A 19,164-nucleotide genomic window follows, 5' to 3' on the forward strand; every position below is an offset into this window, starting at 1 on the left:
CTCCGGCCGGAATCCGGGGGAGGCCGTAAGGCGAGGGCGGGCGCACTCGGACCGGAGGGCGGTGCGTCACCACCAGATGACGACGTATCCGTCGCCGCCCGCCGAACCCGGAGCGTCGGTGTCGCTGCCGCCGTCGCCGCCCTCGCCCGCACCGGGCGGAGCGGGCTGGACGACGCCGTCCACCGCGGGGCGGCCGCCCTGACCCGGGGCGCCGGGTGGCGGGTTGCCCATCCCGCCGTCCGCGCCCATGCGGACGGTGCCCTGCCCGGGACAGAAGCCCGTGCCACCGCTGCCGCCGAGGAGCAGCGACGCGCCCCCGCCCCCACCGGCCGACACGACGCCGCCCAGGTTGTTGTCCACTTCGGTCGGCGTCCCTGGAGAACCGTTGGCCGCGCCGGCGCCACCGGCGCCGCCGGCGCCGACGTCCACCGCGACCGGTGTGCCCGGCTGGACGGGGAGGACGCACCAGGCGAAGCCGCCGGCGCCGCCTCCGGCGCCGGTGATCGCGCCGCCGCCTACGGCTCCACCCCCGCCGGCGCCCCATGCCTGGACGAAGACCGTGGTCACCGCGGCGGGCGGCACGAACACACCGTCGTCGTCGAAGTCCACCAGGCCGTGGGCGGCTGCGGTTCCGGGCGGCCCCTGAGGCCCGGCGGGCCCCTGGGGGCCGTCCGGTCCGGCGGGCCCGGCGGGTCCTTGCGGACCGGTCCCGCCCTGCGGCCCCTGAGGGCCTGCGGGTCCCTGCGGGCCGGGAGGGCCGGAGGCCCCGGGAGGTCCCGGCGGACCGGGGAGCCCCGGTGGACCGGGGCGGCCCGGCCGGCCCGGGCAGTGCCAGGGCAGGTACGGGAAGAACGAGCACGGCTGGGCCGCACGCTTCCCGGCTTGGGGTCCGCCGACCTCGGGCGCGAGGCCACCGTCCGCGCCGACCGCGTAGGCCGCACCCGCCATCGAACCGGCCACCAGGGCCACGCTCGTGACCACCGCCCGCAACACGCGGGGCACGACGGTTCGAGACACCACGTCACCTCCAGGAACGGCCCACGACGGGCGGCAGCTACCGCTTTTGGGGAGAGTGAGCGGTCGTGGACAGCGGCGGGCCCGCATCAAGCCTCGCCTCGGGCACCTCGTCATGCACATCCAGTAGCCGGACCGGGTGATCCCCGGGCCGCACAACCTCCGCGCGAGGCGTTTTGTCATCTTGTCGACTTGGCGGGGTAACCCGCATTCTCGTTGTCTGTCGACGGATCGGGGGATGCGGTGGCGGTGTTGCAGTGCAAGCGATGCGGGTCGACTCAGGTGCAGAGCCTGGAGCTGTACGTGGCGACGATGGATCCGGGCTCGGCACTGAAGAAGGATTTCGCGCAACCGGCGGAGGAGAAGGCAGCGCTGATCGGGCCGCTGCTGGTGGCCGGGTTCGGGGTGGCGCTGCTGGTGTCGGGGGTGATCCTGCTGGGGCTGCTCGTGACGGTCGGCGGGGCGGTGTGGGGTACGCGGGAGCGAGGCAAGGAGCAGATCTCTCAGCGCAAGCGTGCGGAGTGGCTGAAGCAGATGATCTGCATGCACTGCAAGAAGCCGTTCCTGCCCGTGACGTAGCCCGGGACGAGGACGCGGCCCGCCCACGGTGCCGGGCGGGCCGCGTCGGCGCCCATGGGAGGGCGGCGGCGCGGCGAAGCCGGGGGCCACAGCGGGAGGAGCCCGCGGAGCCGGAGCCGACCGTCGAGCCGTAGCCGCCCCTCGAGGCGAGCATCGCCTCGGGCACGTCGTCATGCACATCCAATAGCCGGACCGGCTCGGGTGATCCCGGCCCGGGACCGGGTGCGGGCACCCCGGATCCGGCGCGTTTGCGGGGTCGCTTGACCTCAAGGTCGGTCGAGGTTCTACGGTCACTGCATGAGCATGGAGACCACGGCCTGGACCCAGCTGCACAGCGTCATGAACGCCACGCAGGACCGACGCCCCCTGGCCCGCGACACCCTGCGCCGCGTCGGCGCCTTCGCCCGGCCCCACCGGCGCCGCATCACCCAGTTCGTCCTGCTGAGCACCGTGACCGCGCTGCTCGCCGTGGCGACCCCGGTCCTCGCCGGCTGGATCGTCGACGCCATCGTCTCCGGCGGCGACCCCGGCCGGGTCACCACGCTGGCCGTGCTGATCGCCGTGATCGCCGTGGCCGAGGCGGGCCTCGGGCTGCTGAACCGCTGGCTGTCCGCGAACCTGGGCGAGGGCCTCATCCTCGACCTGCGCACCGCCGTGTTCGACCACGTCCAGCGCATGCCCGTCGCCTTCTTCACGCGGACCCGCACCGGCGCCCTGGTCAGCCGTCTCAACAACGACGTGATCGGCGCCCAGCGCGCGTTCAGCAACACGCTCTCCGGCGTCGTGGGCAACCTCGTCACCCTCCTGCTGACCCTGGGCGTCATGCTCACCCTGTCCTGGCAGATCACCCTGCTCGCCCTCGTCCTCCTCCCGGTCTTCGTCGTCCCGGCGCGCCGCATGGGCACCCGCATGGCCCGCCTCCAGCGCGAGGCCGCGGCCCACAACGCCGCCATGGGCACCCAGATGACCGAGCGCTTCTCGGCACCCGGCGCCACCCTGGTGAAGCTCTTCGGCCGGCCCGCCGACGAGTCGGCCCGCTTCGCCGAACGTGCCCGGCGGGTACGGGACATCGGCGTGCGGACCGCCATGGCGCAGTCGGCGTTCATCACGGCCCTCACCCTCGTCTCCGCCCTCGCGCTGGCGCTCGTCTACGGACTGGGCGGCCACTTCGCGCTCACCGGCGCCCTCGACGCCGGCTCCGTGGTCACCCTCGCCCTCCTCCTGACCCGCCTCTACGCGCCCCTGACCGCACTCGCGGGCGCGCGCGTCGACATCATGAGCGCCCTGGTCAGCTTCGAGCGGGTCTTCGAGGTCCTCGACCTGGAGCCCCTCATCGCCGACCGCCCCGGCGCCCGCCCCGTGCCGGACGGGCCCGTCGCCGTCGAGTTCGAGGACGTCCGCTTCGGCTACCCGTCCGCCGACAAGGTGTCGCTGGCCTCACTGGAGGAGGTCGCGACGCTGGACACCCGCGTCGGCGGCGAGGTCCTCCACGGGATCTCCTTCCGGGCCGAACCCGGCCACACCGTCGCGCTCGTGGGCTCCTCCGGCGCCGGGAAGTCGACCATCGCGCAGCTGCTGCCCCGCCTCTACGACGCCGACGGGGGCGCCGTCCGCGTCGGCGGCGCCGACGTCCGCGACCTGACGGCCGCCTCCCTGCGCGCCACGGTCGGCATGGTCACCCAGGACGGCCACCTCTTCCACGACACGATCCGGGCCAACCTGCTGCTCGCCCGGCCGGAGGCCACCGACGAGGAACTGCGCGACGTGCTGCGCCGCGCCCGTCTCGACCGGCTGGTCGCCGAGCTCCCCGACGGCCTCGACACCGTCGTCGGCGAACGCGGCTACCGCCTCTCCGGCGGGGAGCGCCAGCGCATGACCATCGCCCGGCTGCTCCTGGCCGGGCAGCGCGTCGTCATCCTGGACGAGGCCACGGCCCACCTCGACAGCACCTCCGAGGCCGCCGTCCAGGAAGCCCTCGCCGAAGCCCTCGCCGACCGCACCGCCGTCGTCATCGCCCACCGCCTCTCCACGGTGCGCGCCGCCGACCTCATCCTCGTCGTCGAGGACGGCCGCATCCTGGAGCGCGGCACCCACACCGAACTCCTGGCGGCTGACGGCCGGTACGCGGAGCTCTACCGCACGCAGTTCCGCGAGGAGGGCCTCCTGCCGGACACGGTGCGCTGACGTATGGCGGACGAACCCGCTTCGGAACGAACCGTCCCTTCCCACCCCGTTCCGACCCGCTCCCGTGCGGCCGCGGCCACACCACCTTTGGCCTCGGCACTCGCGGCGCCATCTCGGCTCCCGCCACCCGCGGATCTTGGCCAGAAACCGCTTCTGGGAGCAGCCGCCAGTTCCCTCTGAGGAAGCAATCAGTGCTGTCCACCCAGAGATCGGCCCACCCCGGTCCGCCGGAGTGCCTGGTCATCGCGCCTTGGCATGTTGACGCAGGGCGCTTCCCGCCGCTTACTACCCGCCGGGCGTCGTCAGGATGTCACCTTGATCGCTGGTGATCTCCACCTGCACCGTCTCAGGGTTGGTGTCTCCATACACCGTGCAGTCGAACGTGGTGCCCTCCTTGACCACGACGGACAGGGGGCAGTCCACGAAGGCGCCGGGGTTGTCCTTCTTCAGACCGCCGGCTTCACCCGCCACCTGCTTCTCCAGCGCTTCCTGATCCAGCACGCGCGGTGGTTCGACTGAAATGGGGCCCTGGGCCACCTTGATCGTCACCACTACCGCACAGGCGGCGACCACGGCCAAGGACAGCGCTATGACGGTGCGCGCAAAGCTTCGTTGATCAGTCACCCGAGCAGTCCTACCGAACCCCTGGTCGGCTGACAAGAGAGGCAGTCAGCCGACAGGGGACTACTCGATCGCTGCGCTCCCGCCAGGGCCATCTCCTGCGGGGGCGTGGCGGGCGCTCCTCGACGAGCAGCGACAGGGCATCGAGGCAGGGCCCGATCGGAAGTGGGTGCGCATCGTCGTCCGGGTGCTCACGGCGGGCGCGAGATCGGCGTGTCCTTCGGGGGTCTGTCCAACGGGGCCGAACCGATCGTCATGGCGCTCGTGGCGGTATTGGTGGCGGCCGTGGTCTTCCAGCGCGGCTTCGACCTCCTCGGCCTCATCACAGGCGGGCCGTGACCGTGGGGCCCGGCGCACCGTGTGGCGCGCCGATCAGGGCAGGTCACCCACTCGGCTACTGAATGTGCACAGCACGCTACGCAGGGCGATTCTTGCTGTGGGCTCGCTGCTGTCTTCGACAGTTTTTCTCTCCTGGGGAGCGGCGCCTGCCGCGCGGTGCGGGCCCCTTGTTGGAGGTGACGTGTTGTCTCGAATAGCCGTGCCTCAGGCGCCGCTACGGCGGCGCCGAGTGGGTGTGCGGATGTGGACGGTGGCCGCGAGCGTGGCCCTGACGTCCAGTGCTCTGACGGGCGCCGCGTACGCGGGGAGCGCCGAGGGTGGCGAGGTTGACGCCGCGAAACCCGGCGCTGTCACCGGTCTCGCGGACCCCTGCTTGCTGTTCCCGTACTTCCCCGGGTACTGCCCCAGCCGCCCTGGCTATCACTGGCACCCGGGGCGCCCCGGCATTCCCGGCCCGCCTGGGCCTCCTGGCCCTGCCGGGCCCGCTGGCCCTGCCGGTCCTGCCGGTCCTCAGGGCGAGACTGGCCAGCAGGGGCCCGCCGGACCTGCCGGACCTCAGGGCCCGCAAGGAGAGACCGGCCCGCAGGGGCCACCTGGTGTCGCCCCGGCTCACGGCCTGATGGACTACGACGAGCCCGGTACCTTCCTATTCCTCCCGCCCCCGGGGGTCACCTCAGTCTTCGTCCAGGCGTGGGGTGCCGGCGGGGGCGGCGCGGGATCAGACCTCGCCCACACTGGTGGCGGTGGCGGTGCCGGCGGCTTCGCCTGGTGCGTCCTTACGCCCGGGCCTGCAGTGACGGTAGTCGTCGGCCCAGGAGGGCCGGGCGGCGCACCCGGGCCTGGGCCAGGTCTGACAGGCGGCAACACCGTTGTGAGCAGCGGCCCCAATAACGTGACCGCCTTCGGCGGCGACGGCGGGCAAACTACGAACGGTGGCGCCGGCGGCACGGGCACTTGTCCTGGTCAGGGCACAGCCAGGCAAGGCGCCAGCGGCGGGACCGGCACCTTTGGCAACCCGAATGCTCCCGCGACCCCGGGCGGCCGTCCGGCAGTGGACGGAGTGGTCCAGCCCGCGCCGCCGAACGCGGGCACCGGCGGCAACAGCGGCGCCGGTGGTCCTATCGCCCCCGGTGACGCTGGCGGCAACGGATACGTCGTCATCTGGTGGTAGGCGACGCGGAGCCCGGCGCACCGCGTGGTGCGCCGGGTCCGTCCGGTCAGGGGCCGCCGGCCTGGGCTGGGGACTTGGCTCCGGCCGAGGCCTTCTCGCAGACCTCGCTGTCGGGGTAGCCGCGGGCGACGGTCTCGGCCGTGGCCTTGTTGCCGCAGGTGAACACGACCTTGCCGCTCGCGGCGACTACCTCGAACTGCTCCCGCTACATGCCGCGGGCGTTCATGCCGACCGTGACAATCCCGGCGACGGTACGGGTGTCGTCGAACTGGCACGCACCGGTCTCGCACTCCGCGCCGTCGCCGTGACGGCAGACGTTCGTGGTGAAGGCGCCGGCACGCACCATCTCCCCGTTGTCGAGCTGGAAGCGGGCGCGCAGGAAGTGCGTGAGGTCGATCCTGCCCAGGGACTCGTTGGTGAGGTTTGGGCCAGGCATGCCTGCGTTGGGCTCGCCGGACTGGGCACCACCCACCAGAAGCCGCCGGCGTAGTGGACCCCGCACCCCGCACCCCGCACCCCGCACCCCCCCCACCCCGAACCCCGCCGGTGGCCTCGGTGCGGTTTCCGCGGGCTTGGCCGGCCACGTCGGCGAGACGTTCGTCCGGTCCCGGGAGGCCGCGGCCACTCATCTTCGGTCGTACTTCGACCAGCCGTTGGAGTTCTCCAAGTACCGCGCTGCGGAACGGCTCGTAGCCTATGCCGGTCTGACCGCTGCTCAGGCCATGGTCGCCCCGCCCGGTGTTCCCGCATCGGCCAACGGGGAGCAGCAGGCCGCGCACGTCCCGCAGTCGCGTGCTGGGGCTGCTTCCGCTTATCCGGGGGAGCCGGTCGGGGACATCGTTCCCGGACCCGGGCGAGCTCGTTCTTTCGGCAGACACGCCGCCGGGCCGGAGAGGGCCGGAGCGTCGGCGGGGTGTACCGAGGGTCAGGGCGGACGGCGCCGACGGCGCGGACGACCACGCGCGTGGGCTCCGTCTCGGGCCGGTCCGCGGTGAGCATGGCGGTCCGGCGGGGCAGCAGGCCCCGTCCACCGAACCGGCGCGGATCGCTCCGCCTCCGCGCGGCCGCGGCCGCACCGCATTGCCGCCGATGGTGCGGACGATGAACCTCGCGCACCGTACGACTTCACCCGGCGGCGCCCCCGCGTGTCCGCCGGCAACCCTGTGCCGGTGGCAGCCGGCACGCCGTCCCCGCCGCAGCCGGCCCGCAACGACCGGGGTGGCCGGTGGTCCGAACCGAGCGACCCGCCCCCACGTGCCGCCGCGGGCGAGACACCACGCGCCGGGCGGGAAAGCCTTCGCCGCGGCCCGTCGGAGCCGGGCGGCGCATCCCGGGCCTGGCGTTGCGCACCTCACTCCGGGCCTCCGCGACTCGACAAGAGGCCAGTGGACCTTTACCGTGAAGGCATAAAGTTCCAGTGGCCTCTTAAAGGGCTGCGGGACGGACTCCACAAGAAAGGCGGCAAGGCGTGAACGAAGACACCACAGCGGCAGCGCGTACGCCGCTCGGCGGCTCCGGCATCTCAGTGCGGCCCGTCGGCCTCGGACTCATGGGGATGTCGCAGTTCTACGGAGCGGCGGACCCGGACGCCTCGGTCGCCACCATCCAGGACGCGATCGAGCTGGGCGTGGAGCTGTTCGACACCTCGGACTACTACGGGGCGAGCAGCGCCACCCCGGGCCGGCCGGTGCCGGGCTTCGGGCACAACGAGGAACTCCTCGGACGGGCCCTCAAAGGCCGCCGGGACCGGGCGGTCGTGGCGACCAAGTTCTCCGCGCGCCCCACCCCCGAGGGCCGCAGCTTCTTCGACGGCCGCCCCGAGTACGTGAGGGCCGCCTGCGAGGCCAGCCTGAGGCGGCTCGGAACGGACCGGATCGACCTGTACTACTACCACCGCCTGGACCCGGCCGTGCCCGTCGAGGACACCGTGGGCGCCATGGCCGACCTGGTCGTCGAGGGCAAAATCCGGGGAATCGGTCTGAGCGAGGTCAGCGCGGAGACCCTGCGGCGGGCCCACGCCGTCCACCCCGTCTCGGTCCTGCAGAGCGAGTACTCGCTCTGGGAACGCGGCGTCGAGGCCGAGGTGCTGCCGGAGTGCCGCCGCCTGGGTATCACCCTGGTGCCCTACAGCCCGCTGGGCCGCGGCATGCTCACCGGAGCCCTCCGCCGCGGGGCCGAGTTCGGCCGCGACGACTTCCGCTCGACGCTGCCCAAGTTCCAGGGCGAGAACTTCGAGCACAACCTGCGGCTGGTCGATGAGCTCGAGCGGTTCGCCGCAGGCGCCGGCGCCACCCCCGGCCAGATCGCCCTCGCCTGGCTGCTGGCCCAGCACCACGACATCGTCCCGATCCCCGGCTCCAAGCGTCCGGACAACGTCCGAACGAACCTCGCGGCCACCTCGGTCCGGCTCAGCGTCGACGACGTGGCCGGCCTCGGCGCCCTGTTCGACCCCGTGCGGGTCAAGGGCGCCCGCTACGGAGCCCTCAACACCCTCCCGGACGACACCGACAAGTGACGTCCCCACCGGACACCACACGCAGGGGCCCGGCCGCGACCGGCCGCCCCTGGGCAAGGAGCACATCCCATGGACTTCGACGACCAATTCGCCGGCCGGACCGCCTTCGTGACAGGCGCGGGCAGCGGCATCGGATCCGACATCGCCCGGCTGCTCGCGGCCCGCGGGGCCGCCGTCGCCCTGGTGAGCCGCCAGGAGGAACCCCTGAAGGAGCTCGCCGGCGAGATCGCCGCGGCGGGCGGCAGGGCCCTCGTCCTGCCGGCCGACGTCAGCGACCCGCTCGCCGTCGAGCACGCAGTCGCCGAGACCGTCGGCCACTTCGGCGCCCTGCACCTGGCCGTGAACAACGCGGGCACCTCCGGCGTCCTCCACGAGGTCCCCGACCTCCCCGAGGAGGAATGGAGCAGGACCATCGGAATCAACCTCTCCGGCGTCTTCTACGGGATGAAGTACCAGATCCCGGCGATCCGGGAGGCCGGTGGCGGCGCCATCGTCAACATCTCCAGCGTCTTCGCCGACCGGGGCCTGTCCGCCCGCGCCGCCTACAGCGCGAGCAAGCACGGCATGCGCGGACTGACCCGCACGGCGGCCTCCGAGTGGGCACGGCACGGTGTCCGCGTCAACGAGCTCCAGCCCGGCGTCATCCCGGTGCCTCGCCAGCAGGGCAACCCCGACGAGGTCGCGAAGATCGCCGAGCGCATCCCGGCCCGTCGGCTCGGCACCGGCGTGGAAGTGGCCAAGGCCGTCGCCTTCCTGCTCTCCGACGAGGCCTCCTACGTCACCGGCGCCCACCTCGCGGTCGACGGCGGGTTCCTCGTCTGAACCACAAAGATCCCCGCCCACCCTTTCCCCTTCCCCCACCGAGCAAGAGAGACAGAGGCACCACCATGAGCAAGACCTGGCTGATCACCGGAAGCTCCCGCGGCCTGGGCCGCGCGATCGCCGAGGCGGTCCTGGCGGCGGGCCACAACCTGGTCGCGACCGCCCGGCGCGTCGAGTCCCTGAACGACCTCGTCGGCACGTACGGCGACAAGGTCCGCCTGGTCACCCTCGACGTGACCGACGCCGCCGCCGCTCGGCGGGCCGTGCAGACGGCCGTGGCGGCCTTCGGGCGCCTCGACGTCGTCGTGAACAACGCCGGCTACGCCGACATGGCCGCCATCGAGGACATGTCCGAGCAGGCCTTCCGCGACCAGATCGACGCCAACCTCCACGGCGTCGTCAACGTCACCCGGGCAGCCCTGCCCGTCATGCGCGAGCAGGGCTCGGGGCACATCGTCCAGATCTCCTCCGTCGGCGGCCGCGTGGGCGGCCCCGGTCTCGGCGCCTACCAGGCGGCCAAGTGGGCGGTCGGCGGCTTCTCCGAGGTCCTGGCCAAGGAGGTGGCCCACCTCGGCATCAAGGTCACCGTCGCCGAGCCGGGCGCCATGCGTACCGACTGGGCGGGCTCCTCGATGGCCACCCCGCCGGTCAGCGAGCCCTACAAGCCGGTTGTCGAACCCGCGATTGCCCGCCAGCGGGCGTCGGACGGCAACCAGACCGGCGACCCCGCACGCGTCGCACGCATCCTGCTGGACATCACGGAGTCCGAGGAGCCGCCGCTGCGTCTGCTGCTCGGCAAGGACGCGGTCCGGGTCGGCCGGGTCGTGGCCGAGACCCTCGCCGCCTCCGACGCCAAGTGGCGTGAGGTGAGCGAGTCCGTATGACCCGGGGCATCGGGCCTGCCTGCCCGGTCGGGGCTTAGGCTTACGGCAGGCGGCGCCGAGTGCAGGCCGAGAGGTTTCCCGGGGAAGTGACAGTGGCAGACGACCGGTCGACGGAATTCCAGCGGGCGCGAAGCGCCGAGCAGCGCGAGATCCGCAAGCAGGCCATCATCGACGCCGCGACACAGCTCCTGGCGGAGATGCCGGTCGGCGAGATCAGCCTGCGCGAGCTGAGCCGGCGGGTCGGGCTGTCGAAGACCAATGTCGTGCGGTACTTCGAGACCCGGGAAGCGGTCTTCTTCGAACTGCTCAACCGGTCCCTCGCGCAGTGGATCGAGGAGCTGCCCGCCGAACTCCCGTCCCCGGGGACGCACGGTGCCGCCTCACCGGAGGCCGTGACGGACGCCCTGGCCCGGTCTCTGGCCCGCAGGTCCCTGCTGTGCGGCCTGCTGAGCGCGCTGGGGTCGGAACTGGAGCGGAACCTGTCCGCCGAGTCGGCGCGCGAGTTCAAGCTGGCCCATGGCAGATTGCTGGGCACGCTGGCGAATCTGGTGCAGCGCAACATTACCGCACTGACGCCGGCGGCCGCCCGGGAGCTGGTCTCCCTGACCGTCGTGTGCACGGCCGGACTCTGGCCGTTCGCCCACCCCTCGGAGGCGGTCGCCGAGGCCCAGCGGGACCCCGAACTCGCCGGCACGCGGGTCGACTTCGCCGAGCGGCTCGGTCGTACCCTACACGTCGCCGTCACCGGGCTGCTGACCCTGGGCTGAGGCCCGCGGCCGTTCCGGGCGGATCGGCCGGCGAGCCGGGTCGCTCCGCCATGGACGTGGAGGTTCCGGCCGCAGGCCACCGCGTGATGACCACCGTCAACCGCGCCGGCAGCTCCGTCTCGACGTTCGCCGAACCATCGGGGCGGGCGTATCCGGGGCACCGGATGCACCTCGACGGCGACCTGCCCGGGCCGGGCCGGAGCGGCGACCGCCCCCAGCGTCCGCGAAGCCCCACCCGCCGACCGTACCCGGCGAGTTGACCTGCGACGCCCGGGCGGGTCCACCACCTGACCTGGTCTCGGATGTGCGGCGCACCGCCGGACGGATCGCACCGAGGCCGTGGGTCACACCTTTGCATGCATCGCACTCACTTTCGCCACCCACTTTCGTCACCGCCTTAACCGGTGATACGTTCGGATCAGTCTTGGCGCCCCGAGGCCGTCTCGGGGCACCTGCCGAGGTCACGGGGCAGCTCGCCCGGAGACCCGCCCTCGCCCTTCCCATCGTGTGATGTGCACATGTGTCGCCGCGGTCAGGCGCACACCTACTCAGCGGATTGTGAAAGCTATGAAATTGAAGAAGAAACTTCTGACCGTGATCGCGGCCGGAGTGCCGCTGGTCGCGGCGGTGTACCTGCCGACCGCTTCGGCCCAGACCCCAACTCCCGCTTCGGCCAAGCCGTTCGGCTGCGCCTCCATGCCGGTTCGGGCCCCGGCCGGTACCGAGGTGGAGGCCCTGGCGGCGGTCCGCGACGTGGGCGGCACCATCAAGGGGACCGGCGTCCTCCAAGGCGAGGTCACCGGCGTCCCGGCCTTCTGCAAGGTGACCGTCACCCTCACCCACCCGGGCGAGGGTGACCACGCCAAGGTGACCACCTGGCTGCCCGAGAAAGGCTGGAACGGCCGCTTCCAGGCACTCGGCGGCAGCGCCTACCTCGCCGGGGACAACGGCGTCGGGATGGGCACCGCGGTCAAGAGCGGCTACGCGGCGACCACCACGGACGCCGGCGTCGGTGACGCCCTCGACGTCAGCTGGGCGCTGAACAGCGACGGCGAGGTCAGCACCACTCCGCTGAAGAACTTCGCCTCCCGTTCCCAGCACGAGGCGGCGGTCGTCGGCAAGCAGGTCGTCGACGCGGTCTACGGCAAGCGCGCCGCCTACTCCTACTTCACCGGATGCTCCACCGGCGGACGCCAGGGCTACATGGAGGCCCAGCGCTACCCCGACGACTACGACGGCATCCTCGCCGACGCGCCCGCCATCAACTGGGACGAGTTCGAGGTCGCCACCCTGTGGCCGCAGGTGGTCATGAACAACGAGAAGGCCTACCCGACCAGGTGTGAGTTCGACGCGTTCACCGATGCCGCCGTCAAGGCCTGTGACTCGCTCGACCGCGTCAAGGACGGCCTGGTCAACGACCCGGAGCGGTGCGACTTCGATCCTCGCAAGCTGATCGGCACCAAGGTCGCCTGCGACGGCCGGGAGTTGACGATCACGGCGGCCGACGCGGCCGTGGTGCGCAAGATCTGGGACGGCCCGCGCACCGCCACCGGTGAGGAGCTGTGGTCCGGCGTCCCGATCGGGGCCGACCTGAACGGCCTTGCGGCCACCAACAAGCCGGACGCGAACGGCAACGTCACGGGTGCGCCGTTTCCGGTACCCGCCGCGTGGGTCCAGCTCTGGCTGAAGAAGGACCCGACCTTCGACCTCTCGGAGATCACCTACAGCCAGTTCACCCAGTTGTTCCGGCAGTCCGAGGCCGAGTACGACAAGGTGATCGGCACGGACGACCCCGACCTCTCCGGCTTCCGCACGTCCGGCGGCAAACTGCTGACCTGGCACGGTCAGGCCGACCAGTTCATCCCCACCCAGGGCACCGTCGAGTACCGCAAGCAGGTCGAGCGGAAGATGGGCGGCCCCAAGCGGGTCGACGACTTCTACCGCCTGTTCCTCGCCCCGGGCACCGACCACTGCGGTCTGAACGGCACCGACGGCTCGGCCGACGGCCTCGCCGCGCTGACCGCCTGGGTCGAGCACGGCAAGGCACCCAAGACCCTGCCCGCCACCTTGATCAATGCCTCCGGCAGGAGCGTCACCCGAGACCTGTGCAGCTACCCCGGGGTGTCCCGCTACAAGGGCCACGGAGACCCGGACGTCGCCTCCAGCCACCGGTGCGTCTTCCCGCCGCGGCACTGACACCGTCGCCGACCATCCGACAACCCGAGAAAGGCCGAACACCATGAGGACGCAGACGGCGACTTCCACCACCCGGGCAACAACGGGAGGACGCTCCTCCCTGCCGAGGCTGTACCTGTGCCGCGGCGTCCTGGCCGTGGTGTGGGCCCTGGTGTTCGCCCGCGCCCATGACTCCGTCGACGCCACGGCGATCACGCTGCTGGTCGTCTACCCGCTGATCGACGCGGTGTCGTCGCTGATCGACTACCGCGCCACCCCCGACGGTTCGGAGCGCGGAGTCACAGCGTTCAACGGCGTGTTGAGCACGTTCGCCGCCCTCGCTGTCGGCACCGCCGGAGCGGGCGGCGTGGAGCCGGTGCTCCATGCGTTCGGCGCCTGGGCGGTCATCTCCGGGGCGGCCCAGCTGGTCGTCGGCCTGCGGCGGCGCGGTTCCGAGCTGGGCAACCAGTGGCCGACCCTGATCTCGGGCGGCCTGTCCTTGCTGGTCGGCGTCTTTTACAACATCCAGGCCGTGGGCGACCACCCCTCGCTCGACGTGCTGTCGACGTACGCCACGGGCGGTGGTGTCTTCTTCATCGCACAGGCTGCGCTGCTCGCCTGGAAGACCCGCCGGCTGCGCACCCGAACCGCCTGAGCGGAGGACGGGTGCCGGCCCGGCGGTCTCCACCGCCGGGCCGGCACCCGTGTGTCTTCGGGCAACCGTGGATCAGTAGTACACCCAGTACCCGTCGTAGTAGTCGTAGGAATCCGTGTAGTCCCAGTACTCCGTGTACTCCCAGTATTCGTAGTCGGACTCCCAGCAATCGCTGTCGCCGCCGTAGCCGGTGGTCTTCGTCTGCTGCTGGGGTGCCTGGGTGGACACGGCGCTTGTCTGGGCCGACGCGGGGGCGGCGAACGCCGTGGTGGGGATCAGAGCGCCCCCTGCCGCCAGGGCCGCGGAGGCCGTGAAGATCGCCAGACGCCGGGAACGAGGTGTGCGGGCCATGAGAATTCTCCTTGCTGAGGGATGACGGGAAAACCGGATGGTTCCGGGAGGGCCACCCGTTCTGCGTGAACCGATGCCTCCATTGAGCCCGGCCCGGCGCGTCGCGTCACGCCCCTGGAATTCGGGGCTTGACAAAAGCGACGTCCACCGGGGTCGGGACCCAGGAGCGCCTGCCGTGCGTCGCCGACGTGGCTGACGGTCACGTCAAGGCCACAGATTTCCGGTGATCCGGTCCCCCGCGCAGGTCACGGTGGTAACTTCCACCGGCTACTTGACCTCGCCTTTACGAGAACCAGGGGGAACCGCGATGAGCACTCCGCCACCGCCGCCCGGCACCAACCCGTACAACCAGCAGCCGCCCGCGCCGTACGGCCCCCCGCCCGGGAACCCGTACAGCGTGCCCGGCCCTCCGGCGCCCGCACCCGCACGCCGCATAGGCGTCAAGGGCATCGTCAGGGGAGTCGTCGGGCTCGTCGTGATCGGCTTCGTGGTCTACGGCGGCTACACCACCTGGTTCGGGGGCGCCGCGACCGCCGACGCGGGCGACTGCCTGCACGCCGGGAACGCGGCGGCCACGGGCGTGATCTCCGTCGGGGACCCGGAGTTCGAGATCGTGGACTGCGGTGACGCGAAAGCCCAGTTCAAGGTCGTCGACCGGCAGTCCGGGACGAACGGGACCTGCGAGGACCAGTACCGGCGGTACACCCAGGGCGGCTCCGGCCGGGACTTCACGCTCTGCCTGGAGCCCCTGAAGTAGGCACCCGCCGACGCCCCTGAGGTCCGCCCCGGCCCCGGTGACGCCGCGTCAGACGGTGAGTACCGTGGTCGGGATGCGGATCCTTCACCTGTCCGACATCCACATCGGCCCCGCCGACGGGCCCAACTCCCGCGGGATCGACGCACGGGAGTCCCTGCGCCGGATGCTGGCCGCCCTCGACTCCGTCCCGGACGTCGGCGCCGTCGTCGTCAGCGGCGACGTCGCCGACGACGGCTCCCCGGAGGCGTACGCCGCGGCCCGCGACATGGTGCGGGAGTTCGCCGCGCGCCGGCGGGCGCCCGTGGTGTTCTGCACCGGCAACCACGACGAGCGCGGCGCCTTCGCCAAGGTGCTGGGCAGCGGCCATCTGGGAGCCGGCGGAGACGACCTGGCGACCGCCGTCGTCGACTCCCCCGAGGGCGAGCGGGCCGCCGTGAGCGTGATCGGCGGCCACCGCTTCATCACGCTCGACTCGCTCGTCCCCGGCAAGGTGTACGGCCGGGTCGGCCCGCGCCAGCTCGGCTGGCTCCGCGAGGTGCTGGCCGAGCCCGCGCCGCACGGATCCGTGGTGGTCCTCCACCACCCGCCCGTCACCCTCGACGTCGCGACCCAGAAGGCCCTCGGGCTGCAGGACGGGGCCGAACTGGCGGACGCCGTGCGCGGCACGGACGTACGGCTCGTCCTGTGCGGCCACTTCCACCTGCAGCTCTTCGGCCACCTCGGGTCGGTCCCGGTGTGGGTGACCCCGGGGGTCCTCAGCCGCATCGACCTCTCCGGCCCGCAGGGCACCGAGCGGGCGGTACGCGGGGCCTCGGCGACCCTCGTCGACCTCGGCGGTCCGTACGCCCCGCTGTTCCACGTGCTCCACGCACGCGACCCACGGGCGGGCGAGACCGTCTACGAGCTCGACCGCGACCAGCTCCGCTCGGTCGTCGAGCGGCTGGGCCCCGGCTCCTGATCAGGGCGTGACCAGGACCTTGCTGATCAGCGGCAGGTGGTCGGAGGCCGTCGGGTCGGCCTGCACCACGCGCGTGACGAGGGGCTTGACCTCGTCGGTGGTGTAGATGGCGTCGATGCGCTCGGTCGGGGCCTCGGCGGGGTAGGTCGCGCCGTCCCCACGGCCGTGCAGCGAACGGGCCCACGCGTCGGTGTAGCGGGACTGCAGCGGCTGCGACTCGGGCGCGTCCGGCAGGGCGTTGAAGTCGCCCACGAGGACGGCGGGCTCCTTGTCGCCGATCAGGTCCACGATCTGCGGGGTCTGCTGGAGGCGGTCGGTCTGCGAACTGGCGGCCAGGTGCGTGCAGTAGAAGTGGACGGCCTTGCCGCGCACGTTCAAGGTCGCGTGCAGCAGTCCGCGCTGCTCCTGGCCGGGCGACTTGTAGAGCCAGGTGTTCTCCGACGCGGTGATCGGGTAGCGGGACAGGATCGCGGTGCCGTACTGGATCCGGTGGTCGCTGCCGGCCGGGGGCGCGTTGTCGATGTTGGCGCCGAAGACGACGTGGTAGCCGAGCAGCTTCGCCAGGTCCGCGGCCTGGTCGGCCCAGTCGCTGCGCGCGGAGTAGTGGTTGTCGACCTCCTGCAGCCCGACCACGTCGGCGCCGCTCCTGCGGACGACGTCCGCGATCCGCGGGACGTCGAGCACGTCGTCGGTGCCCTGGGCGTGGTGGATGTTGAACGTCATCACGTCCAGCACGCGCGCGCCGCGGCCCTCGGCGGCCGGGGCCTTGCCCGTGGTGGCGACGGCGGTGCCGGTGGTGGCGGAGAGCGCGAAGACGACGGCGAGTGCGGACAGGGTCCGGCGCAGCATGACGGGGGTCCTCCTGGGAACGGCTTTCGGGAACGATCACGATCGTGGTCGGGCCCGCTGGCCGGCGTGTGACGGGCGGATGAAGAACCACGTCCCTTCCCCCGTGCCGGACGTCACGCCCCGTTCAACCCGCCGACCTTCGGATCTGGTGGGGGCCTGGCGCGGCCCCTCCGGGCAGGCGGGTTGACCCTCGACCTGGTGGAGGGGGCAGAGTCCCGGGAGTGGAGAACGACATGCGCAGTATCGGTGAGCTGGCCCGGGACAGCGGCCTGGGCGTGAGCGCGCTGCGGTTCTACGACGGCGCCGGGGTCCTGGTCCCGGCCCGCGTGGAACCGTCGAGCGGCTACCGCTGGTACGGCCCCGAGCAGCTCGAAGAGGCCCGGTTGCTGGCACGGCTGCGCCGGACCGGCATGCCCCTGGCGGACATCCGCCTGGTGCTGGCCGGCTGGTCCAGTGCCGACACCGACCTGGTCAGGAAACTGCTGCAGGCGCAACTGCGCCGCCTCGAACGGGGTCTGTCCGACGCTCGCGTCGAGTTCTCCGCGATCCGCGCCCTACTCGACCGCAAGGAGAACCCCATGTCCTCGCCCCTCGCCTCCGCCACCGTCCGCCTGGCCGTCCCCGTCCCGGGCCTGGCCGCCGCACTCGACGCGGTCCGCTTCGCCGCCGGGACCGACCCCGAACTGCCGGTGCTCGGCGGTGTCCTGTTCGACATCGACGGCGGGACGCTCCATGTCGTGGCCACCGACCGGTACCGGATGGCCGTCGCGCAGACCGGTGCCACCGGGCACGACGGGCCCCGCCGCCAGGTCGTCGTGCCGTCCCCGCTCGCCGACGCCATGCGGGCGCTCCTCGCCGGCGGCGAGGCGTCCGTCGAGCTCACGGTGGACGGTGACCGCGTCGCCCTGGCGGCAGGCGACCGTCAGGCGGCCGGCCGCTGTCTCGACCACGACTTCCCCGACTACCGCCGCATCGTGCGGCTGCCGGAGGGCCGGCGCGTCCTCGTCGAGGTCCCGGCGCTGCGCGCCGCGTTGGAGACCGGACCCGTCCGCCCCGGCGAGAGCCGGGAGCAGGACGGGAAGTCCCCCGACATCAGCGTGCTCACGGTGGCGGGCGACGGCACGGTGGGCGTGTGCGAGGACGGCGACGAGGGCCCGGACGATGTCGCCGTCAACCGCGCGTACCTCCTCCAGGCGCTGGCCGCCGGAGCCCGGGACCAGCTGGTGCTGGAGTTCGGCGCATCCACGGCGCCCCTGACGATCCGCCGGGCGGAGGACGACGGCGCCTTCTCGGTCCTGATGCCCGTCCGTCTGGAGGCCTGACCGCGCGGCCGCACCCCGTCACGCCGGCACGGCCACCCGCTCGCAGAACCAGTAGACGCTCACGACCACGATCGGAGCCGTCATCGCGGGCAGCGCCCAGCGGTGGGCGGGGGTGCGGCGCAGCAGGGCCAGCAGGGGGAACGTGACCGCGATGATGCCCAGCTGCACTGCCTCGATGCCGACGTTGAAGCTGAGCAGCGACAGCAGCAGTTCCCAGGACCAGCTCTCTTCGATGCCGAGGGCGCCCGCGAAGCCCAGGCCGTGGACGAGGCCGAAGAGGAAGACGACCGGGAGCCGCCAGCGGCCGGTGGCCTCGCGGTTGCGCAGGAGGAGCCCCGCGAGGGCCACGGCGGCGATGGAGGCGGCGATGACCGGCTCGACGACCGATCCGGGAACGTGGACGAGACCCATGGCCGCCAGCAGGAAGGTGACGCTGTGCGCGGCGGTGAAGGCGGTCGCCGCGAGGACGACGTCGCGCAGGCCGCGGGCGCCGATGAGCAGGGAGAGCAGGAAGAGGATGTGGTCGAGGCCGAACAGCAGGTGCTCCATGCCGAGCAGGAAGAAGTCCGTGATCTGCCGGGATTCGTGGTGCCCGGTGGTCTCCAGGGTGGGCTCGGCGGCCGTCAGCACCTGGGAGCCCCGCCGGCCGTCGATGTCGTAGTGGACGATCGTCTGCGTGCTGTGCACGAAGCTCTCGGCGTCGGGGAAGAGGGCGCTGGAGACGGTGTACGTACCGCCGGCGCCGCCCGGACAGTCGTAGACCAGGGTGAGGACGGCGTACGGGCGGGTGCCGCGGGTGTGGACGTCCGCGTCGCGGGCGGGGCGGGGTGAGCAGGCGGCGTCCTCGTGGCCGACGGCGAAGCGCCCGGTGACGTACGCGTGCACCGCGTCGGCGTTGGTCTGGAGCTGGTGCAGCTGCTCGGTCCGGCCCTGCGCCCCGTACGCCTCCTCGTACAGCCAGGCCGACTTCATGAGCAGGTCGTACTCGAGGTCGAGGGTCGCCTCCACGTGGCTTCCGGCGCCCTTGACCTCGACGTACGCCTTCGAGGTCGCGTCGTGCGCGGCGGCCGGTGCGGCGGAGGCGAGGGCCGCGGCGAGCACGGCGACGAGGGCCGCGAGGAGCACGGCGGAGAGCCGGGGCGCGGTGGTGGAACGCATGAGGTCGGTCCTCTGGGTGGGGGGGGTGAACGGCGGCGGCCCG

General features: G+C 72.3%; 19 protein-coding genes. 13 read left to right on the plus strand and 6 right to left on the minus strand.

Annotated features, from left to right (window positions below; all coding sequences use genetic code 11):
- Positions 1 to 66: 66 nt before the first annotated feature.
- On the minus strand, positions 67 to 609 hold the full coding sequence (locus ACFYYN_RS19965; RefSeq protein WP_500546879.1) for a glycine-rich domain-containing protein: 543 nt from the start codon (positions 607 to 609) through the stop codon (positions 67 to 69).
- A gap of 648 nt (positions 610 to 1,257) precedes the next feature.
- On the opposite strand from ACFYYN_RS19965, the gene ACFYYN_RS19970 reads away from it, so the two are divergent.
- Entirely contained in the window at positions 1,258 to 1,593 is a 336-nt protein-coding gene (locus ACFYYN_RS19970) for a hypothetical protein (RefSeq protein ID WP_500546880.1), read from the plus strand.
- Between the two features lie 297 nt (positions 1,594 to 1,890).
- Positions 1,891 to 3,777: an ABC transporter ATP-binding protein gene (locus ACFYYN_RS19975; protein ID WP_500546881.1), complete on the plus strand. Its 1,887-nt coding sequence runs from the start codon at positions 1,891 to 1,893 to the stop codon at positions 3,775 to 3,777.
- A gap of 285 nt (positions 3,778 to 4,062) precedes the next feature.
- Here ACFYYN_RS19975 and ACFYYN_RS19980 read toward each other — a convergent pair whose 3' ends face one another.
- Entirely contained in the window at positions 4,063 to 4,401 is a 339-nt protein-coding gene (locus ACFYYN_RS19980; protein ID WP_500546882.1) for a DUF4333 domain-containing protein, read from the minus strand.
- A 210-nt stretch (positions 4,402 to 4,611) separates the two neighbouring features.
- Between ACFYYN_RS19980 and ACFYYN_RS19985 the strand changes: the two genes are divergently transcribed.
- Both ACFYYN_RS19985 and ACFYYN_RS19990 read left to right on the plus strand, forming a co-directional pair.
- Positions 4,612 to 4,737 carry a hypothetical protein gene (locus ACFYYN_RS19985; RefSeq protein ID WP_500546883.1) on the plus strand — a complete coding sequence of 42 codons (126 nt, stop codon included), beginning with the start codon at positions 4,612 to 4,614 and terminating at the stop codon, positions 4,735 to 4,737.
- A gap of 619 nt (positions 4,738 to 5,356) precedes the next feature.
- Positions 5,357 to 5,908, plus strand: coding sequence for a glycine-rich domain-containing protein (locus ACFYYN_RS19990; protein WP_500546884.1), 552 nt, complete (start codon positions 5,357 to 5,359; stop codon positions 5,906 to 5,908).
- Positions 5,909 to 6,113: 205 nt separating this feature from the next.
- Here ACFYYN_RS19990 and ACFYYN_RS19995 read toward each other — a convergent pair whose 3' ends face one another.
- Entirely contained in the window at positions 6,114 to 6,344 is a 231-nt protein-coding gene (locus ACFYYN_RS19995; RefSeq protein WP_500546885.1) for a hypothetical protein, read from the minus strand.
- Positions 6,345 to 7,376: 1,032 nt separating this feature from the next.
- Between ACFYYN_RS19995 and ACFYYN_RS20000 the strand changes: the two genes are divergently transcribed.
- The 6 genes from ACFYYN_RS20000 to ACFYYN_RS20025 all read left to right on the plus strand — a co-directional run bounded on the left by ACFYYN_RS20000 (position 7,377) and on the right by ACFYYN_RS20025 (position 13,726).
- The gene (locus tag ACFYYN_RS20000; RefSeq protein ID WP_500546887.1) at positions 7,377 to 8,423 is read left to right on the plus strand and encodes an aldo/keto reductase; all 1,047 of its coding nucleotides are present in this window, start codon (positions 7,377 to 7,379) and stop codon (positions 8,421 to 8,423) included.
- Between the two features lie 69 nt (positions 8,424 to 8,492).
- Positions 8,493 to 9,245: an SDR family NAD(P)-dependent oxidoreductase gene (locus ACFYYN_RS20005; RefSeq protein ID WP_500546889.1), complete on the plus strand. Its 753-nt coding sequence runs from the start codon at positions 8,493 to 8,495 to the stop codon at positions 9,243 to 9,245.
- 65 nt (positions 9,246 to 9,310) lie between these two features.
- Positions 9,311 to 10,129, plus strand: a complete 819-nt coding sequence (locus ACFYYN_RS20010; protein WP_500546890.1) for an SDR family NAD(P)-dependent oxidoreductase — start codon at positions 9,311 to 9,313, stop codon at positions 10,127 to 10,129.
- A 92-nt stretch (positions 10,130 to 10,221) separates the two neighbouring features.
- Positions 10,222 to 10,896, plus strand: coding sequence for a TetR/AcrR family transcriptional regulator (locus tag ACFYYN_RS20015; RefSeq protein WP_500546891.1), 675 nt, complete (start codon positions 10,222 to 10,224; stop codon positions 10,894 to 10,896).
- Positions 10,897 to 11,463: 567 nt separating this feature from the next.
- Complete coding sequence (locus ACFYYN_RS20020; protein ID WP_500546892.1) at positions 11,464 to 13,092, plus strand: tannase/feruloyl esterase family alpha/beta hydrolase; 1,629 nt, start codon at positions 11,464 to 11,466, stop codon at positions 13,090 to 13,092.
- Between the two features lie 43 nt (positions 13,093 to 13,135).
- Positions 13,136 to 13,726: a DUF308 domain-containing protein gene (locus ACFYYN_RS20025; protein WP_500546893.1), complete on the plus strand. Its 591-nt coding sequence runs from the start codon at positions 13,136 to 13,138 to the stop codon at positions 13,724 to 13,726.
- Positions 13,727 to 13,798: 72 nt separating this feature from the next.
- On the opposite strand, the gene ACFYYN_RS20030 is transcribed toward ACFYYN_RS20025, so the two are convergent.
- Positions 13,799 to 14,077: a hypothetical protein gene (locus tag ACFYYN_RS20030; protein WP_499515071.1), complete on the minus strand. Its 279-nt coding sequence runs from the start codon at positions 14,075 to 14,077 to the stop codon at positions 13,799 to 13,801.
- 307 nt (positions 14,078 to 14,384) lie between these two features.
- On the opposite strand from ACFYYN_RS20030, the gene ACFYYN_RS20035 reads away from it, so the two are divergent.
- Positions 14,385 to 14,834: an LppU/SCO3897 family protein gene (locus ACFYYN_RS20035; RefSeq protein WP_500546894.1), complete on the plus strand. Its 450-nt coding sequence runs from the start codon at positions 14,385 to 14,387 to the stop codon at positions 14,832 to 14,834.
- 73 nt (positions 14,835 to 14,907) lie between these two features.
- The gene (locus ACFYYN_RS20040; RefSeq protein WP_500546895.1) at positions 14,908 to 15,792 is read left to right on the plus strand and encodes a metallophosphoesterase family protein; all 885 of its coding nucleotides are present in this window, start codon (positions 14,908 to 14,910) and stop codon (positions 15,790 to 15,792) included.
- Here ACFYYN_RS20040 and ACFYYN_RS20045 read toward each other — a convergent pair whose 3' ends face one another.
- Positions 15,793 to 16,641 (minus strand): endonuclease/exonuclease/phosphatase family protein, encoded by an 849-nt coding sequence (locus ACFYYN_RS20045; RefSeq protein ID WP_500546896.1) that lies wholly within the window; start codon positions 16,639 to 16,641, stop codon positions 15,793 to 15,795.
- A 233-nt stretch (positions 16,642 to 16,874) separates the two neighbouring features.
- On the opposite strand from ACFYYN_RS20045, the gene ACFYYN_RS20050 reads away from it, so the two are divergent.
- On the plus strand, positions 16,875 to 17,963 hold the full coding sequence (locus tag ACFYYN_RS20050; protein WP_500546897.1) for a DNA polymerase III subunit beta family protein: 1,089 nt from the start codon (positions 16,875 to 16,877) through the stop codon (positions 17,961 to 17,963).
- Positions 17,964 to 17,981: 18 nt separating this feature from the next.
- Here ACFYYN_RS20050 and ACFYYN_RS20055 read toward each other — a convergent pair whose 3' ends face one another.
- Positions 17,982 to 19,121 (minus strand): HupE/UreJ family protein, encoded by a 1,140-nt coding sequence (locus tag ACFYYN_RS20055; RefSeq protein ID WP_500546898.1) that lies wholly within the window; start codon positions 19,119 to 19,121, stop codon positions 17,982 to 17,984.
- Positions 19,122 to 19,164 lie beyond the last annotated feature (43 nt).

Origin of the sequence: Streptomyces sp. NPDC001902, assembly GCF_042891295.1 — a bacterium.
Classification (GTDB): Bacteria; Actinomycetota; Actinomycetes; order Streptomycetales; family Streptomycetaceae; genus Actinacidiphila.

What these genes read in the sequence shown, in the direction of transcription:
- ACFYYN_RS19975 (WP_500546881.1), top strand. Translation starts at nt 1,891, where the DNA reads ATGAGCATGGAGACCACGGCCTGGACCCAGCTGCACAGCGTCATGAAC.
- ACFYYN_RS19990 (WP_500546884.1), top strand. Translation starts at nt 5,357, where the DNA reads ATGGACTACGACGAGCCCGGTACCTTCCTATTCCTCCCGCCCCCGGGG.
- ACFYYN_RS19995 (WP_500546885.1), bottom strand. Translation starts at nt 6,344, where the DNA reads ATGCCTGGCCCAAACCTCACCAACGAGTCCCTGGGCAGGATCGACCTC.
- ACFYYN_RS20005 (WP_500546889.1), top strand. Translation starts at nt 8,493, where the DNA reads ATGGACTTCGACGACCAATTCGCCGGCCGGACCGCCTTCGTGACAGGC.
- ACFYYN_RS20010 (WP_500546890.1), top strand. Translation starts at nt 9,311, where the DNA reads ATGAGCAAGACCTGGCTGATCACCGGAAGCTCCCGCGGCCTGGGCCGC.
- ACFYYN_RS20020 (WP_500546892.1), top strand. Translation starts at nt 11,464, where the DNA reads ATGAAATTGAAGAAGAAACTTCTGACCGTGATCGCGGCCGGAGTGCCG.
- ACFYYN_RS20025 (WP_500546893.1), top strand. Translation starts at nt 13,136, where the DNA reads ATGAGGACGCAGACGGCGACTTCCACCACCCGGGCAACAACGGGAGGA.
- ACFYYN_RS20030 (WP_499515071.1), bottom strand. Translation starts at nt 14,077, where the DNA reads ATGGCCCGCACACCTCGTTCCCGGCGTCTGGCGATCTTCACGGCCTCC.
- ACFYYN_RS20035 (WP_500546894.1), top strand. Translation starts at nt 14,385, where the DNA reads ATGAGCACTCCGCCACCGCCGCCCGGCACCAACCCGTACAACCAGCAG.
- ACFYYN_RS20040 (WP_500546895.1), top strand. Translation starts at nt 14,908, where the DNA reads ATGCGGATCCTTCACCTGTCCGACATCCACATCGGCCCCGCCGACGGG.
- ACFYYN_RS20045 (WP_500546896.1), bottom strand. Translation starts at nt 16,641, where the DNA reads ATGCTGCGCCGGACCCTGTCCGCACTCGCCGTCGTCTTCGCGCTCTCC.
- ACFYYN_RS20050 (WP_500546897.1), top strand. Translation starts at nt 16,875, where the DNA reads ATGCGCAGTATCGGTGAGCTGGCCCGGGACAGCGGCCTGGGCGTGAGC.
- ACFYYN_RS20055 (WP_500546898.1), bottom strand. Translation starts at nt 19,121, where the DNA reads ATGCGTTCCACCACCGCGCCCCGGCTCTCCGCCGTGCTCCTCGCGGCC.